The organism is Paeniroseomonas aquatica (assembly GCF_030409335.1).
GTDB lineage: Bacteria > Pseudomonadota > Alphaproteobacteria > Acetobacterales > Acetobacteraceae > Belnapia > Belnapia aquatica.
On record NZ_JAUFPN010000034.1, the window covers coordinates 1 to 15,157 of the forward strand.

Genomic DNA, 15,157 nt, shown 5'->3' on the forward strand with positions numbered 1-15,157 from the left:
CGGCCCAGCCGGCCGCCCCCGCCGAGGCCCGGGCGGCGGCGCGGTCGGAGGCACCGGCGCCCGGCGAGCCCGTGGCCCCGGTCAAGGCGCAGATCGCCGCCCCGGCCCCGCCGGCCCCCAGGGACCAGGCTCCGGCCGCCGAGACGGCGACCGCCGCCGTGGCCGCCAAGGCCGCCGCGGTGGCGGAGAAGGCCCCCGTCGGCGCCGTCTTCTCCATGGATCACGATGTCGGCTCCGCCACCGCGCCGGTCCGGGTCACCGAGGCGGTGCCGCAGCAGGCCAAGGCCCCGGTCCTGGCGGCGGCGGTGACGCCGCAGGCCAAGGCGGCGCCGGAGAGCGTCGCCGCGCCGCACCAGGAGCAGGCGAAGGACTGGGGTGCGGAGACGGTCGTCCGGGCGGCGGCGGAGCCGAGGCCGGTCCTGGCCGAGACCGTGTTCAAGGCGGTGGAGACGCCCTCCGCCGGCGGGGAGGGCAGGGCCGAGGCGGTGCTGGCGGCGATCGGCGTGGTGCCGGAGGCCAAGCCGGCGCCGCAGGCCGAGGCACCCGCGCCGGCGGCGCCTGCCGTCACGCTCCCGGTCGCGGCGGCGGAGCCGGCGGCCGCGGTGCTGAAGCCCGTGCTGGCCGGCCTCGGGACGCTGGTCGAGGGCCTCGGCGCGACCAAGGCGGCGCTGCCGGGGGCCGATCCGGCCCCGGCGGCCCAGGGCGGCACGGCGGAGGCGCATCCGCTCCCGGCCGCGGCGGCCCCGGTCGTGCTGCCGGCCACCGCCGCGACGCCTCATGCTCCGGCGACGCCCGCCGCGGCCGATGCGCCGGCGACCCCGGGCGCCATCCAGGCCGGCCCGGTCCTGGCCGCGCCCGCCGGGGTGGTGGCGCCGGTGCTCTCCGCCGTGCTGCCGGGCGCCGCTCAGGCCGGGCAATCCGCGGACGCGGCTGCCAGCAGCCAGGGCTCGGCCCAAACCCCGTCCGCCGGTGTGGTGGCGCCGGTCCTAGCCGACCTGCTGCCGGGGGCCGTTCAGGCCGGGCATTCCGCGGACGCGGCTGCCAGCAGCCAGGGCTCGGCGCAAACCCCGCCTGCCGGCGTGGTGGCGCCGGTCCTAGCCGACCTGCTGCCGGGGGCCGTTCAGGCCGGGCATTCCGCGGACGCGGCTGCCAGCAGCCAGGGCTCGGCGCAAACCCCGCCTGCCGGCGTGGTGGCGCCGGTCCTAGCCGACCTGCTGCCGGGGGCCGCACAAGCTGGGCAATCCGCGGACGCGGCTGCCAGCAGCCAGGGCTCGGCCCAAACCCCGCCCGCCGGGGTGGTGGCGCCGGTGCTCTCCGCCGTGCTGCCGGGCGCCGCACAGGCCGCGCATTCCGCGGACGCGGCTGCCAGCAGCCAGGGCNACAGGCCGCGCATTCCGCGGACGCGGCTGCCAGCAGCCAGGGCTCGGCCCAAACCCCGCCCGCCGGTGTGGTGGCGCCGGTGCTTTCCGCCGTGTTGCCGGGGGCCGCTCAGGCCGGGCATTCCGCAGACCCGGTTGCGGGCACCCAGGGGTCGGCGGCGCCGGACGTCACGCATGCCGATCCGGTCCCGGCCGCGCCTGCCAGCGTGGTGGCGCCGGTGCTCTCCGCCGTGCTGCCGGGCGCCGTTCAGGCCGGGCATTCCGCGGACGCGGCTGCCAGCACCCAAGGCTCGGCCCAGGCCGACCCGGTCCCGGCCACGCCCGCCGTGGTGGTGGAACCGGTCCTTGCCGCCCCACTGCCGGAGGCCGGGCATTCCGCGGACGCGGCTGCCAGCACCCAAGGCTCGGCCCAGGCCGACCCGGTCCCGGCCACGCCCGCCGTGGTGGTGGAACCGGTCGTCGCCGCCCCGCTGCCGGAGGCGGGACATTCCGCGGACGTGGCTGCGGCCACCCAGGGGCCGGCGGCGCCGGGCGCCGTCCATGCCGACCCGGTCCCGGCCACGCCCGCCGTGGTGGTGGAACCGGTCCTTGCCGCCCCACTGCCGGAGGCCGGGCATTCCGCGGACGCGGCTGCGGGCGCCCCGGGGCCGGCGGTGGCAGGCCCGGTGCTGGCGGAGGCCGCGCCGGCGCATCCGCCCGCCACGACGGTCGATCATCCGCTTCCCGCGGCACCGCCGGCGGAGGCCTTGCCGCATGTGGCCCTCGGCGGGGCGCCGCCTATCCTGCTGCACACCCCTTCCATGGTCCTGCCGGCCGCGGAGCTGGCTCCCGGGGCGGCAGCCCATGCCGCCGGCACGGAGGTGGCGGCCGCGATCCCCGGACCCGCCGCGGCGCTGCCGGCGGAGGCCGCCCCGATCCTGCTGCCCGGCGAGCCCTTCAGCCTGTTCATGGACCATGCCGCCCTGGGCGCGGGCCAGCCCGCCGCGGCGCCGGCCGGCCTGACCGAGGTGCTGCACCTGGACAGCCTGCCGCCGGCCTCCCTGCCGCTGCTGCCGGAGGGCGGCGCGGATCTGGTGGTGGCGACGCCCGAGGCCGCGCATCAGGCGGAGATCGCGCTGCTGCCGGTGCCGGAGGCGATGGGGCCGGAGCCGCTGCTGCCGGCCGGGGCGGACCCGGCCCTCGAGCTGGCGATCCCCGCCCCGCACGCGGCGGACCTGCTCTTGCTCTGAGGGCGGGGCGGGGCCCGGCCCGGGTCGCTACCCGGGCAGCCCCAGCACGTTCTTCGAGAGGATGTTGCGCTGGATCTCGTTCGAGCCGCCGTAGATGGTGGCCGGCCGGGCCTGGATGAACTGGCCGGTCGGGTGGAGGTTGCGGTTGCCCTCCATCGGCTCCAGCAGCCCCGCGTTCTCGCCGGCGATCTCCAGCATGGTGTCGGTGATGCGCTGGAACAGCTCGGTCTGGATGATCTTGAGCATCGACACATCGGGGCCGAGGCTCTCGCCGCGCTTCAGCTTGGCGACGAAGGTGCCGTAGAGCGCCTTGAGGTCCTCCAGCTCCAGCCGCAGCCGGGTGTAGCGGTCCTGGAACTCGGCATCCTCGAAGACGCCCATGCGCTCGGCGAGGATGCGCAGGCGGGACAGCGCGTAGCCGGACTGGCGGGGGGAGCCGAGGAAGATCCGCTCGAAGCTGAGCAGGGCCTTGGCCATGTCCCAGCCCTTGTTGAGCTGCCCGACCAGGTTGGCCTTGGGCACCCGGACATTGTCGAAGAAGACCTCGCAGAACTCGTCATGCAGCTCGAGGTTGATGATCGGCCGGACGGTAATGCCGGGCGTCTTCATATCCACGAGGAGAAACGAAATCCCCTCCTGCTTCTTCGCCTGCTTGTCGGTGCGAACTAACAGAAAAATCCAGTTGGCGTCGGTCGCGAGCGTGGTCCAGATCTTCTGGCCGTTGACCACGTAGTCGTCGCCATCCGGCACCGCCTCGCACCGCAGCGCGGCGAGGTCGGAGCCGGCGCCGGGCTCGGAATAGCCCTGGCACCAGATGTGCTCGCCGGTGAGGATCTTCGGCAGGAAGTGCTGCTGCTGCGCCTCGGTGCCGTACTTGATCACCAAGGGTCCGAGCATGACGATGCCGTGGTCGTTGGTGCGGGCCACGCCGTAGCGCTCGTATTCCTCGGTCAGGATGATCTGCTTGGCCGGCGAGAGGCCGAGCCCGCCGTGCTCCTTCGGCCAGCCGGGGCAGAGCCAGCCCTTGTCGGCCAAGGTCATGTACCAGGGCTTGTTCTCGCTCCAGTGCAGGCGCTTCGGCGGGTTGCGCAGCTCTTCCGGGTAGTTCTCGTGCAGGAAGGCGCGGACCACCTGGCGGAAATGCTCCTCCTCCAGGCTGTCGAGCTCGGTCGGGGCGGGGATGCGAAGGGCGTCCATCGTTGTCAGCTCCCGGTGAAGCCTGGCGCGCGCTTGCCGAGGAAGGCGGCGCGGCCCTCGTTGAAATCCGCGGTGAGGAAGAGGGTCGCCTGGAAGTGGCGTTCCTGCTCCAGCGCGCGGTCGAGGCCCTCGCCCAGCATCTGCTTGGTCAGCGCCATCGGCGCCGGGGCCTGTTCCGCCAGGAACTTGGCCTTCTCGAGCGCGGTGGCAAGGGCATGGCCCTTCGGGACCACATGGTCGACCAGGCCGATGCGCTCGGCCTCGGCCGCGGTCATCTGGCCGTGGTAGAGAAGAATTTGGCGCGCCTTGCCCTGGCCGACGCGCATCGGCAGCGTATGCGGCAGGCCGAGGTCGGCCATCAGCCCGATCTTGCCGAAGCCGGCGCCGAGCCGGGCATCCTCCGCCGCGACGATGGTATCCGAGGCGCAGGCGAGCGAGAGGCCGGCGCCGACGCAGAAGCCCTCGATCGCCGCGACCACCGGCTTCGAGCCCAGCACCATCAGGCGGACGAGTTCGTGCGAGAGCCGCATCCGCTCCCGCCCGTCGAGCGCGGTCGAGACATCCATGCCGGAGATGTCGCCGCCGGAGCAGAAATGCCCAGCAGCGCCGGTGAGAACCACGGAGCGGACGGTCTTGTCGGCCTGCGCGGCGCGCAGCGCCTCGATCAGCGCGACGCGGATCGGCATGGCCAGCGCGTTGCGCCGGGCCGGCTGGTCCATGGTCAGGATCAGCACGCCGCCGTCGCGCTCGGTCAGCAGGCGGATGATCGGCTTGCTCATTCCTCGCCCTCCGGGCTGGTCGCCATGAAGCGGCGGCGGTGCAGCGTGGCGCTGCCGTACTGGTTCGCCATGACCATCGCCTTCCGCAGGTAGAGGCCGACGTCGTAGTCGTCGGTGTAGCCGATGCCGCCATGGAGCTGGATGCACTGGCGGGTGACGACCATGGCGCTCTCGGCCGCGCGGGCCTTGGCGCGGGAGACGGTGGCGCGGCGGAGGTCGCCGGTGGCGCCCTCGTCCAGGGTCGCCGCCGCGGCCTCGATGCTGGCGCGGGTCAGCGCGATCTGCATCTTCACGTCGGCGGCCTTGTGCTGCAGCGCCTGGAAGGTGCCGATGATCTTCCCGAACTGGCTGCGAGTCTTCAGGTAGTCGAGCGTCATGGCTAAGGCGCGTTCCATGCCGCCCAGCAGGTAGGCGCCGGTCAGCAGCGCCGCCTCGTCCAGCGCCAGCGCCAGGGCCTCGCCGATGTCGCCGGCGATGCGGCTGGCGCCGGCGAGGTCGGGCGTCAGCGTGCCGAAGGTCCCGCCATCCTGGGTCGGCTCCAGGGTCAGCGCGCCGCCGGCCTGCTCATACAGGGCGATGCGGTCGGCCTCGCGCACCGGCAGCAGGAAGCTGGTCGCCGCGGCGGCATTCACCAGGAATTTGCGCGGCGCGTCCGGGGTGCCGGGCACCTCCAGCGTATCCGCCCGCTCCTGCCAGGCGACCAACGGCAGGGCGGTGCCGGCCAGCAGCGCCTCCAGCGGGCCGGCGCCGACGGCGGCCAGCAGGCTGGCCGAGAGCATGGCGGGGATCAGCGGCTCCGGCACTAGCGCGGCGCCCAATTCCTCCGCCAGGGCGCAGGCCTCGCCGAGGCCGAGGCCGGCGCCGCCCTGGGCCTCCGGAACCCGCAGGCCGATCCAGCCCATCTCGCCGAGCTGGCGGAAGGTGGCGGGGTCATGCCCGGGGGCCTTGAAGCGCAGCCCGCGGATGCGGGACAGGTCGCCGCCGGGCGGGGCCACGGCGGCGGCGCTGTCGCGGATCATGCGGATCGATTCCGCCCTGGCGTCGTCCTCGAGCGCGGCACTCATCGGTGGCGTGTCCTCAGTTGGTGTGGAGGGTGGCGCCGGTCTTGGCCTGGACTTCCTCGAGCGTCACGCCCGGGGCGAGGCTGCGGACCACGAAGCCGCGGCCCTCCATCACGTCCAGCACCGCCAGGTTGGTATAGACCCGGTTGACGCAGGCGAGGCCGGTCAGCGGATAGCCGCAGCGCTCGACGATCTTCGGGCGGCCGTCCTTGGTCGTGTGCTCCATGATGACCCAGAGCCGCTTGGCCCCGGCCGCCAGGTCCATGGCACCACCCACGGCCGGCGCCGTGTCGTTCTCGGAGGTCGCCCAATTGGCGAGGTCGCCGTTCTCCGCCACCTCGAAGCCGCCGAGGACGCAGAGGTCGATGTGGCCGCCGCGGATCATTGCGAAGCTGTCGGCATGGCCGACGAAGCTGGCGCCCTTGGCCATGGTGATCAGCTGCTTGCCGGCATTGATCAGCCAGGGGTCCTCCTCGCCCTTGGCCGGCGCCGGGCCCATGCCGATGACGCCGTTCTCGGACTGGAAGATCACTTCGCGGGTCGGCGGCACGTGGTTCGCCACCATGGTCGGGATGCCGATGCCGAGGTTGACGCACCAGCCTTCCGGCACGTCGTCGGCGAGGCGGGCAGCCATCTGGTCACGGGTGAAGGGCATGACGGTCCTCCTCTCCTCAGAGTGTGTGAAGAAATCGAACTTGCGAAAGAATACCCTTCGCAATCATCGCGGAACTTCCTTCAAATTCAGTGCTGAAGGGCATTCTTTCACAAACTCTCAGGCTTTCTCGGGCTTCAGCCAGTCGCCGCCGCGGTCCACCTGGACCACGCGGTTCACGTAGACGCCCGGCGTCATGATCATGTGCGGATGCAGCTCGCCGAGCTCGCGGATGTGCTGCACCTGGGCGATGGTGAGGTCGGCGCCCATGGCCATGACCGGGTTGAAGTTGGCGCCCGAGCCCCGGTAGACGAGGTTGCCCCAGCGGTCGGCCTCCCAGGCCTCCACCAGCGCCACGTCGCCCTTCAGCGCCTGTTCCATGACATAGGGCTTGCCGTTGAACTCCCGCGTCTCCTTGCCGCGGGCCAGCAGGGTGCCGGCCGCCGTCGCGGTGAAGAAGGCCGGGATGCCGGCGCCGGCGGCGCGGATGCGCTCGGCCAGGGTCCCCTGGGGGACGATCTCCAGCTCGATCCTTCCCTCGCGGTACAGCGTCTCGAAGACCACCGGGTCGCTGCTGCGGGGGAAGGAGCAGATGATCTTGCGGACGCGGCCCAGCTCCATCAGCCGGGCGACGCCGACCCGGCCGTTGCCGGCATTGTTCAGCACGGCGACGAGGTTGCTGGCGCCCTGCTCGATCAGCCCCTCGATCAGCACGTCGGGCTGGCCGACGCTGCCGAAGCCACCGATCAGCACGGTGGCGCCATCCTTCACGCCGGCAAGCGCCTCGGCCACCGACTGCACGATCTTGTTGATCATTCCTGTCCCTCCCGCGGGGTGGATTGGGTTAGCGCCGGGCGGGGCTGTGGTCCAGCCCCCCTCATGCGGCGGCGCAGGCGTAGCCGGGGCCGTTGGTGATGCCGTGCAGCCGCATCGGCACCGGCGGCATCTCATGCAGGCGGCGGAGCAATTGCACGGCGAGCCAGGCATCCTCCAGCGCCCCGTGCAGGCTGCCCTCGCGCGCGAAGCCGCAGGCGGCGCTGGCCGGGTTCAGCCCGGCGCGCTGGCCGGGGAAGGCGCGGCGCCAGGTGCGCATGGTGCAGAGCTCCGCCTCCCAGGGGCGCGGCAGGCCGGCGCGGGCGAACTCGTTGCCCAGCATGCGGCGGTCGAAGGCGAGGTTGTGGGCGCAGCCGAGGGCGCCGGCGAAGAAATCCGCGATCTCCGCGGCATGGGCCGCGAAGGGCGGGTGGCGGGCGAGGAAGGCATCGGACATGCCATGCACCCGGGTCGCCCCCCAGTGGCAGGGCATGCCGGGGGCGAAGGCCAGGTGCAGCGTCGCCTCCGGCTCCAGCCCCGCATCCAGCCGGACGGCGCCGAGCGAGACCACGCGGTCATGGACCGTGCAGCCGGTGGTCTCGGTATCGAAGACCACCACCGGCCCGGCGGCCCAGGGCTGGGCCACCCAGGGCGCCGCCGGCTCGCGCGGCTTCGCCCGTCCGCTCATGCGAAGCGGAACAGCCCGTTGCTGACCACGACCTTGTCGCGCTCGACCACCCGGGCGCGGAAGGCGGCGCCGCCCTCCTCGTGCCAGATCTCGGTGCGGATGGTCTCGCCGGGGAAGACCGGGGAGGAGAAGCGCAGGTCCATCCGGCCGAACTTCGCCACGTCGTAGTCGCACAGGCTGCGGAGCAGCGCGTGGCAGACGGTGCCGAAGGTGCAGAGCCCATGCAGGATCGGCCGGGGGAAGCCGGCGCCGCGGGCGATCTCGGGGTCGATGTGCAGCGGGTTGAGGTCGCTGTTCAGCCGGTAGACCAGCGCCTGCTCCGGCCGGGTCGCCTGGTCCTGGGTGATGTCGGGGGCGCGGGTCGGCTCCGGATGCGGCTGCTTCACCGGGCCGGTCGGGCCGCCGAAGCCGCCGTTGCCGCGGAGGAAGCTGGTGCTGGTGGTGGTCGCCAGCGTCTCGCCGGTGGCGGCGTCGATGACGGCGCGTTCGGAGTACATCAGCGCGCCCTTGCCCTCGCCGCGGTCGACGATGCCGGTGATGCGGCTGCGGCCGAGGACGGTGCCCTCGGTCGGCAGCGGGCGGTGCAAAATGAGCCCCTGCTCGCCGTGCAGGATCTGTTCCCAGACGATGCCGGTATCGGCGTTGCGCGCCCAGAAGCCGGGGGAGCCGAGCACCACCGGCATCGACGGCATGGTCTTCAGCCGCGGCTCGTAGAGGAAGTCGAGCTGCTGCTCGTCCATCGGGTCCTGGCCCAGGCCGATGGAGAAATTGTACAGCGCCACATCCTGCCAGCGGAGGGTCTGGGTGACCTCGGGGATCGGGTAGTTCAGCAGGTGGTCGTAGTTGATCGGCATGGTTTCCTCCCTTGGCGCGCCCCGCTTTGTACCCCCTATTCGCCGCTCCGCCACCCCGGGGCCGGCTCAGCGCCTCCCGGCGGGGGTGCCCTGGCCGCGCCGCCAGGCGGCCGGCGGCAGGCCGGTGAGGCGCTTGAAGGCCCGGTTGAAGGCCGCCTCGGACTCGTAGCCGACCTCGAGGGCGATGCTGGCGATTTTGTCGCCGCCCTGCGCCAGCCGCCCCGCCGCCACCTGGAGGCGCCAGCGCGTCAGGTAGCGCATCGGCGGGTGGCCCACGAGGGCGGCGAAGCGGGCCTGCAGCGGGCTGCGGGACAGGCCGACCTCCCGCGCCAGCAGCTCCAGCGACCAGCGCCGCGCCGGCCGCGCATGCAGCAGCGCCAGGGCCCGGCCCACCTGCGGGTCGCGCAGCCCGCCGAGCCAGCCCTGCGCGCCGGGCGGCAGGCTGCCGAGGTGCCGCCGCACCACCTCGACGAACATCAGCTCGGCCAGCCGGGCGCGCAGCGCCTCGCCGCCCGGGCGCGGCGTCGCGCTTTCGGCCACCGCCAGGCGGAAGAGCTCGCCGAGCGGGCCCTCCCCCGCGGGAATCCGCAGCATGCGCGGCAGCGCCGCCAGCAGCGGGTTGAAGGGCGCGGCGTCGCAGCCGAGGTAGCCGCAGACGAAGCGCGCGCCGGGCTGTCCCGGCGCGCCGACGCGCAGCACCAGGGGCAGGCCGGTGCCGGCCTCGGGCGGCAGGTTGGGCGGCGGCGCGGGCAGGTCCGGGGCGCTGCGGAAGATGTGGGAATCGCCCTGCGGGAAGACCACGACATCGCCTGCCGCCGCCCGTTCCGGCACGCCCCCCGCCAGGCCGGTCCAGCACTCGCCGGCGACGACCAGGTGGAATTCCATCACATGCCCGGCCCCGGGCATGACCCGCGCGGCGATCTCCCGCGCGGGGGGCGACAGCGCGACCCAGGGCGCCGCCGCCTCCACCCGGTAGAAGACCGCGCCGCGCAGCCGCACCGCCTGCAGCACCTCGGAGAGGATGTCGGGGCTCATGGCGGCCGCACGACGGGGGCGTCCCGGGCAAGACTCCGGGCGGCCCGGTCAAGCGGCAGCGCCGCCGGACCCCTAGGGTCACGCTCGCACCGCGCCCGGCGCGGCAACGAGGGAAACGAGGCCCATGTCAGATCTTCGCCCATTGCCCCCCCGCGCGGCGGCGGATGCTCCGGCCACGGCCCCGGCGATCGATCTCAGCGCGCTCAAGGCGCGCCAGCACGCCGCCTGGTCGTCCGGCGACTTTGGGATCATCGGCGTCACCTTGCAAAGCGTCGGCGAGTCACTTTGCGAGGCGGTGGACCTGCACGCCGGCGAGCGGGTGCTGGACGTCGCCGCCGGCAACGGCAACGCGACCCTGGCCGCGGCCCGGCGCTTCGCCGAGGTGACCTCGACCGACTACGTGCCGGCGCTGCTCGAGAACGGCCGGGCCCGGGCCCAGGCCGAGCGGCTGCCGGTGACCTTCCGCGTGGCCGATGCCGAGGCGCTGCCCTTCGGCGACGCCAGCTTCGACGTCGTGCTCTCGACCTACGGGGTGATGTTCACCCCCGACCAGGCCGCCGCGGCGCGGGAGATGCTGCGGGTCTGCCGCCCCGGCGGCCGCATCGGCCTGGCGAACTGGACGCCCGAGGGCTTCATCGGCCAGCTGTTCCGGGTGATCGGCCGGCACCTGCCGCCGCCGCCCGGCGCCCCCTCGCCGGCCCTCTGGGGCACCCGCGAGGGGCTGGCGGCGCTGTTCGGCGACGGCGCCGCGGCGATCGCGGCGACACCGCGGGACTTCGTCTTCCGCTACCGCTCCGCGGCGCATTGGCTCGAGGTCTTCCGCAGCTGGTACGGGCCGGTGCTGAAGGCCTTCGCCGCGCTGGACGCGGCCGGGCAGGCACGGCTCGAGCAGGACATCCTCGACCTGCTCGGCCGCTTCAACCGGGCAACGGACGGCACGCTGGTGGCGCCCGCCGCCTACCTGGAGGTGGTGGTCTCGCTCAGGCCAGCTCGATGACCGCATCGGCGGCGTAGCAGCCCTGGCCGGCCGGCAGGACCAGCAGCGGGTTCACGTCGACCCCGGCCAGCCTCGGCCCGGCGGCGGCGGCGAAGGCGGACAGTGCCGAGAGCGCGCGGGCCAGCGCCGCCACATCCGCCTTCGGCCGGCCGCGGGCGCCGTCCAGCAGCGGGAAGCCGCGCAGCGAGCGGATCATGCGCTCGGCCTCGGCCGTGTCGAAGGGGCAGCGGCGGAAGGAGACGTCCTTCAGGATCTCGATGAAGATGCCGCCGAGGCCGACCATCGCCACCGGGCCGAAGACCGGGTCGCGGAAGACGCCGAGCGCCATCTCGACCGCCCCCTTGATCTGCTTGGCGACCAGCACGCCCTCGATCTTCGCCGCCGGCGCATGCTGGCGGGCACGGTCGAGCAGCAGGCCGAAGCCGTGGCGGACCGCGTCGGCATCGGCGACGTCGAGCAGCACGCCGCCGATCTCGCTCTTGTGGACGATGTCGGGGCTGAGGATCTTGAGCACGACGGGGTAGCCGATCGCCTCGGCCGCGGCGACAGCGGCCTCGCTGTCGGAGGCCGCGTGCTCCGGCACGGCGGGGACGCCGGCGGCGGCGAGCAGCGACTTCGCCACGGCCTCGCTCGGCGTGGTGCCGGGCAGGGCCACCTGCGGCAGCGGCACCGCGGCCTGCGGCGTCCTGGCCTTGGCGAAGGCGGCGCCGAAGCGGCCCATGGCTTCGATCGCGACGACGGCGCGCGAGGGATCCTCGAAGACCAGCCAGCCGTCGGCCTCGTATTCGCGGACCTTGTTCGGGGCGAGCATGGACATGACCCAGAGCCGGTCGGGGTAGGCCTCCCGCACGCCCTTCATGATCTCATGCAGCTTGGGGCCGAGGCTGCGGCCGGCCGCGGTCTGCGACCAGAAGGACAGGATCGAGGTATAGCCGCCATCCGCCGCGACCGATTCGGCGAAGGTGCTGATGAGCTTCAGGTCGTTGGTGACCTGGGCGGTGCAGTCGACCGGGTTGCGCGGGGCGCAGAAGGGGATCAGCGCCCGCAGCTTGGCCTGGGCCTCCTCCGGCATCGGCGGCATGGCGACGCCGGCCGCTTCCGCCGCATCCGAGATCAGCACGCCGGCGCCGCCCGAGACGGTCAGCACGCCGAGCGTGTTCTTCGCGGGGTAGATGCGGCGCGTCGCGGCATAGGCGATGTCCAGCATCTCCTCGGTCGTCCGCGCCCGGACCACGCCGTATTCGTCGAGCACCGCCTGCGTCACCGCATCGTCGCCGGCGATCGACGCCGTGTGGGACTTGGCGGCGGCGCCGCCCAACTGGCTGCGGCCGACCTTCATCATGACGATGGGCTTGCGGTTGGCGCGCGCCAGGTCGAGGGCCGCGATGAACTGCTCGCTCTCCCGGATGCCCTCGGCATAGGCGCAGATGACGTCGACCTCGGGGGCCTGGGCCATCCAGCCGAGCACGTCGCCGAGCGCCACCTCGGCCTCGTTGCCGGTGGTGATGCAGACCTGGGTGCCGATGCCGCGGTCGAGCGCGGCGGAGAAAATGTGCGTGCCGTAGGCGCCGGACTGGCTGGCGATGCCGATCCGCCCGGGGACCGGCCAGCCCTTCTCGAAGCTGGCGGTGAAGGTGCCGTAGAAGCGGATGGCATCGTTGAAGACGCCGAGGCAATTGGGGCCCAGCAGGCGGATGCCGTGCTTGCGGGCCACCGCGGTCATCTCGAGCTGGGCGAGCGCGCCGGCGTCGTCCATCTCGGCGAAGCCGGCGGTGAAGCAGATGACGGCGCGGCAGCCCTTGCGGCCGAGGTCGTCCAGCGCGGCGATGGCCAGCGCGGCGGGCACGGCGATGATGGCGACGTCGGGGGCTTCCGGCAGCGCGTCGATGCTGGGGTAGGCCTGCAGCCCCTGGACCGTCGCCCGCTTCGGGTTCACCGGGTAGATGGCGCCGGCGAAGCCGCGCTCCTTCATGTAGGCGATGGGCCGGCCGCCGATGCGGGCGGGCTCGTCCGAGGCGCCGATGACGGCGACGGAGCGCGGCCGCACGAGAGGGTCGAGGGAGGCAAAACCCGAAGGCGGCACGACGGCGGACATTGGCACGTTTCCCCTGATTCGGCCGCACCCTGCGGGAGGCGGGCAGCCTCGGCAAGGGGGCCAGGGCGGGGGAGCGGCGGCCGGGCGGGCTTCGTTACGGCCGCCGGGCGGCGGCCGGGATGCCGGGGGCCTCAGGCCTCCTCGTCATCCTCCTCGTCGTCGAGATCCTCGTCGTCCTCGTCCTCGTCGAGGTCCTCGTCATCCTCGTCGTCCGGATCCTCGTCCTCGTCCTCGTCGTCCTCCTCGTCGAGGTCGTCGTCATCCTCGTCCGGGCCGCCGCCGCAGCGCAGCGCGGGCGGCAGGAGGCCGCCGGCCGGGGTGGGAAAGGCTTCGGGTCGGGGGTCGCGGCTCAGCATCCGGGTGGCTCCTGGGCAGGCCGGCCCGCGCCGGCCACCGGCCTTCGCGCGGGCGACGGACGATGCCAGAACACCCGGGCGCCGGACGGGTTTCCGCCCGGGCCAAGGCGGCGCGCCCGCGTGGGGCGCGCCGTCGGTCAGCCCTGGGCGTCGGGCGAGAGCACCATGCAGGCGCCGCTGCGGCGCAGCCGGTCGCAGACCGCCTGGGCGGCGGGCTGGGACAGGCCGGTGACGCGGGCGCGGTAGAGCCGGTTGCGGCCGGCGGCCACCGGCTGGACCATGACCCGCCCGGCGGCACCGGCGTCGCGGGCGGTGGCGGCCGCGTCCCGCGCCAGGTTCTGGCTGGCGAAGGCGCCGACCTGGACGGCCCAGCCGCCCGGGGTGGCGGTGGCCACCGCGGGCCGGGCGGCGCCGGGACGCAGGGTGGCGGGCAGGCTGCTCGCCTGGGCGGTGCCGAGAAGGCCGAAGCCGCCGCGGCTGGCCCCACCCTGTTCGAGGCGCAGCGACTCGAGCCTCGAGGCCGCCAGGCTGGAGGCCGGCTGGGTCGCGGCGGCGAGGCGGAGGTTGCCCGGGGCCGCCTGGGCGGCGGCCAGGACCCGGCCGGCCGGGGCCGGGCGCGCGGCCGGCGGGCTGGGCCGTGCCGCGGCGAAGGGCGCCGGACGGGCGGCGGGCGGCGGGGCATAGGCGGGCGCCGGCGGCACGTAGGCCTCCGCCGCGGCGGCGGCGCTGGCCCGGGCCTCGGATTCCAGCAGGCGGGCGGCGCCCTCGCTGGTGGAGCCGTCCGGGATGGGGTCCATGCGCATCACCGCGCCGCCATCCAGCGAGGCCAGCCGGACCGGGGCCGGGGCCGGCGGCGGCGTATAGGCCGCGGTCTGCTGGTAGGGGGCGGCGACCAGGCCGCCGCCGGTCTCGGCCAGCGAGGTGCCGGTGCTGCCGTCCGGGATCGGCTCCATCCGCACCACCGGGCCGGCGGGCAGCCGGGCGACCTGGATGCCCGGGTCCACCGCCTGCCGCTGCTCCCGCAGGGCCAGCATGGTCGCGCTGTCCATCCGGCGCGGGCCGGCCGGGATGCTCAGCGGGATCTCGGCCGCGGCGTAGATCTCCGGCGCGACGCGGCGGCTCGGGTGGTGGGCGACGATGTTCGGGCCGATGCGGGCGACGTAGTTGCGGGTCTCCGCCGGCAGGCCCTTGCTGTTCCAGAGGTAGTCCTCCAGCCGCCGCGGCCCGGCGTTGTAGGCCGCCAGGAAGGCCGGTGAACCATAGAGGTCGTACATCTCCCGGATGTAGGCGGTGCCGGCCATGATGCTGTCGTAGGGGTGGTAGGGGTCGTCGCCGAGACCGTAGCGCGACTGCAATTCGCGGTAGGTGCCGGGCATGACCTGCATCAGCCCCATGGCGCCGACCGGGCTGGTGGCGCCGGTGCGGCCGCCGGATTCCTGGCGCATCACCTCGCGCACCCAGCGTTCCGGCACGTCGAAGCGCCGGGCGGCCTGGCGGATGTAGGGACCCCAGGGGTCCCCGGGCGTGCCGGGCGGGCTGTAGCTGGCCGGGCGGTTGTAGCTGCCGTGCGTCACCGCCACATGCGTGGCGGGTTGCCGGGTCGTTGCGGCCTTCTGGCCGCATGCGGCCAATACGGCCAACATCGAGAGGGTCAGCGCCGGGCGCAGCAGGCGCGGCATGCGCCCCCGCAATCCGAGGTCGATCCCACGCGACGTCCTGGTCCCTTCGGGCATCCCCATTCGCTCCACCGGGTCTTGGACTACCGGGTAACCGAAGCCTGCCCCCCTACGGGTCCAGTGCCATCCCCATGGCAATGGACCCCAGGCTGCCCCGAGAACCTGGCGGACGATCTGCGTCCTGAAGGCTTAGCCCTACACGCTCGTCATGGTTGCAGGCAAGGCCGCTTTGGCATCGCGGTATTGTGCCGCAACCAGGGATTGATTATTACACAATATTGTGAATCGAGTGTGTGCAGGCCGGCCTCCTGGCCACCCCTGCCCCATGGGGCTATAGGCGCGGCCA

General features: G+C 73.9%; 15 protein-coding genes. 2 read left to right on the plus strand and 13 right to left on the minus strand.

The features are described 5' to 3' along the window. A partial coding sequence (locus QWZ14_RS03780; protein ID WP_290315234.1) for a hypothetical protein occupies positions 1-217 on the minus strand: 217 nt, incomplete at its 3' end. 3 nt (positions 218-220) lie between these two features. Next, on the minus strand, positions 221-763 hold the full coding sequence (locus QWZ14_RS03785; protein ID WP_290315235.1) for a hypothetical protein: 543 nt from the start codon (positions 761-763) through the stop codon (positions 221-223). 696 nt (positions 764-1,459) lie between these two features. Between QWZ14_RS03785 and QWZ14_RS03790 the strand changes: the two genes are divergently transcribed. Next, positions 1,460-2,608, plus strand: coding sequence for a hypothetical protein (locus tag QWZ14_RS03790; RefSeq protein ID WP_290315236.1), 1,149 nt, complete (start codon positions 1,460-1,462; stop codon positions 2,606-2,608). Between the two features lie 27 nt (positions 2,609-2,635). Here the strand turns inward: QWZ14_RS03790 and QWZ14_RS03795 are convergent, their stop codons facing one another. The 8 genes from QWZ14_RS03795 to QWZ14_RS03830 all read right to left on the minus strand — a co-directional run bounded on the left by QWZ14_RS03795 (position 2,636) and on the right by QWZ14_RS03830 (position 9,687). Then, positions 2,636-3,805 carry an acyl-CoA dehydrogenase family protein gene (locus tag QWZ14_RS03795; protein ID WP_290315237.1) on the minus strand — a complete coding sequence of 390 codons (1,170 nt, stop codon included), beginning with the start codon at positions 3,803-3,805 and terminating at the stop codon, positions 2,636-2,638. Positions 3,806-3,810: 5 nt separating this feature from the next. Further along, entirely contained in the window at positions 3,811-4,584 is a 774-nt protein-coding gene (locus QWZ14_RS03800; RefSeq protein ID WP_290315238.1) for an enoyl-CoA hydratase/isomerase family protein, read from the minus strand. Next, on the minus strand, positions 4,581-5,648 hold the full coding sequence (locus tag QWZ14_RS03805) for an acyl-CoA dehydrogenase (RefSeq protein WP_290315239.1): 1,068 nt from the start codon (positions 5,646-5,648) through the stop codon (positions 4,581-4,583). The genes QWZ14_RS03800 and QWZ14_RS03805 overlap by 4 nt, the downstream gene beginning before the upstream one ends. A gap of 13 nt (positions 5,649-5,661) precedes the next feature. Beyond that, positions 5,662-6,300, minus strand: a complete 639-nt coding sequence (locus QWZ14_RS03810) for a 3-oxoacid CoA-transferase subunit B (RefSeq protein ID WP_290315240.1) — start codon at positions 6,298-6,300, stop codon at positions 5,662-5,664. Positions 6,301-6,417: 117 nt separating this feature from the next. Continuing rightward, positions 6,418-7,113, minus strand: a complete 696-nt coding sequence (locus QWZ14_RS03815) for a 3-oxoacid CoA-transferase subunit A (RefSeq protein WP_290315241.1) — start codon at positions 7,111-7,113, stop codon at positions 6,418-6,420. A 61-nt stretch (positions 7,114-7,174) separates the two neighbouring features. Continuing rightward, entirely contained in the window at positions 7,175-7,798 is a 624-nt protein-coding gene (locus tag QWZ14_RS03820) for a 3'-5' exonuclease (protein WP_290315243.1), read from the minus strand. Further along, positions 7,795-8,652: a MaoC family dehydratase gene (locus tag QWZ14_RS03825; protein WP_290315244.1), complete on the minus strand. Its 858-nt coding sequence runs from the start codon at positions 8,650-8,652 to the stop codon at positions 7,795-7,797. The genes QWZ14_RS03820 and QWZ14_RS03825 overlap by 4 nt, the downstream gene beginning before the upstream one ends. Before the next feature lie 66 nt (positions 8,653-8,718). Beyond that, a complete protein-coding gene (locus QWZ14_RS03830) occupies positions 8,719-9,687 on the minus strand; it encodes an AraC family transcriptional regulator (RefSeq protein WP_290315245.1) in 969 nt (322 codons plus the stop codon). 124 nt (positions 9,688-9,811) lie between these two features. Here QWZ14_RS03830 and QWZ14_RS03835 point away from each other — a divergent pair, with 124 nt between their 5' ends. After that, positions 9,812-10,684, plus strand: a complete 873-nt coding sequence (locus QWZ14_RS03835) for a class I SAM-dependent methyltransferase (RefSeq protein ID WP_290315246.1) — start codon at positions 9,812-9,814, stop codon at positions 10,682-10,684. On the opposite strand, the gene QWZ14_RS03840 is transcribed toward QWZ14_RS03835, so the two are convergent. From QWZ14_RS03840 to QWZ14_RS03850, 3 genes are all read right to left on the minus strand, one after another. Then, positions 10,668-12,779, minus strand: a complete 2,112-nt coding sequence (locus QWZ14_RS03840) for an acetate--CoA ligase family protein (RefSeq protein ID WP_290315247.1) — start codon at positions 12,777-12,779, stop codon at positions 10,668-10,670. The two genes, QWZ14_RS03835 and QWZ14_RS03840, sit on opposite strands and share 17 nt — an antisense overlap. Positions 12,780-12,910: 131 nt before the next feature. Then, positions 12,911-13,135, minus strand: a complete 225-nt coding sequence (locus tag QWZ14_RS03845; protein ID WP_290315248.1) for a hypothetical protein — start codon at positions 13,133-13,135, stop codon at positions 12,911-12,913. A gap of 137 nt (positions 13,136-13,272) precedes the next feature. Further along, positions 13,273-14,814 carry a lytic transglycosylase domain-containing protein gene (locus QWZ14_RS03850; RefSeq protein ID WP_290315249.1) on the minus strand — a complete coding sequence of 514 codons (1,542 nt, stop codon included), beginning with the start codon at positions 14,812-14,814 and terminating at the stop codon, positions 13,273-13,275. Positions 14,815-15,157: the final 343 nt, after the last annotated feature.

Excerpts from the sequence above, each read along its gene's own strand:
- QWZ14_RS03805 (WP_290315239.1), bottom strand. The coding sequence starts at position 5,648 with ATGAGTGCCGCGCTCGAGGACGACGCCAGGGCGGAATCGATCCGCATG.
- QWZ14_RS03835 (WP_290315246.1), top strand. The coding sequence starts at position 9,812 with ATGTCAGATCTTCGCCCATTGCCCCCCCGCGCGGCGGCGGATGCTCCG.
- QWZ14_RS03810 (WP_290315240.1), bottom strand. The coding sequence starts at position 6,300 with ATGCCCTTCACCCGTGACCAGATGGCTGCCCGCCTCGCCGACGACGTG.
- QWZ14_RS03815 (WP_290315241.1), bottom strand. The coding sequence starts at position 7,113 with ATGATCAACAAGATCGTGCAGTCGGTGGCCGAGGCGCTTGCCGGCGTG.
- QWZ14_RS03830 (WP_290315245.1), bottom strand. The coding sequence starts at position 9,687 with ATGAGCCCCGACATCCTCTCCGAGGTGCTGCAGGCGGTGCGGCTGCGC.
- QWZ14_RS03795 (WP_290315237.1), bottom strand. The coding sequence starts at position 3,805 with ATGGACGCCCTTCGCATCCCCGCCCCGACCGAGCTCGACAGCCTGGAG.
- QWZ14_RS03800 (WP_290315238.1), bottom strand. The coding sequence starts at position 4,584 with ATGAGCAAGCCGATCATCCGCCTGCTGACCGAGCGCGACGGCGGCGTG.
- QWZ14_RS03820 (WP_290315243.1), bottom strand. The coding sequence starts at position 7,798 with ATGAGCGGACGGGCGAAGCCGCGCGAGCCGGCGGCGCCCTGGGTGGCC.
- QWZ14_RS03825 (WP_290315244.1), bottom strand. The coding sequence starts at position 8,652 with ATGCCGATCAACTACGACCACCTGCTGAACTACCCGATCCCCGAGGTC.
- QWZ14_RS03845 (WP_290315248.1), bottom strand. The coding sequence starts at position 13,135 with ATGCTGAGCCGCGACCCCCGACCCGAAGCCTTTCCCACCCCGGCCGGC.
- QWZ14_RS03850 (WP_290315249.1), bottom strand. The coding sequence starts at position 14,814 with ATGCCGCGCCTGCTGCGCCCGGCGCTGACCCTCTCGATGTTGGCCGTA.
- QWZ14_RS03840 (WP_290315247.1), bottom strand. The coding sequence starts at position 12,779 with ATGTCCGCCGTCGTGCCGCCTTCGGGTTTTGCCTCCCTCGACCCTCTC.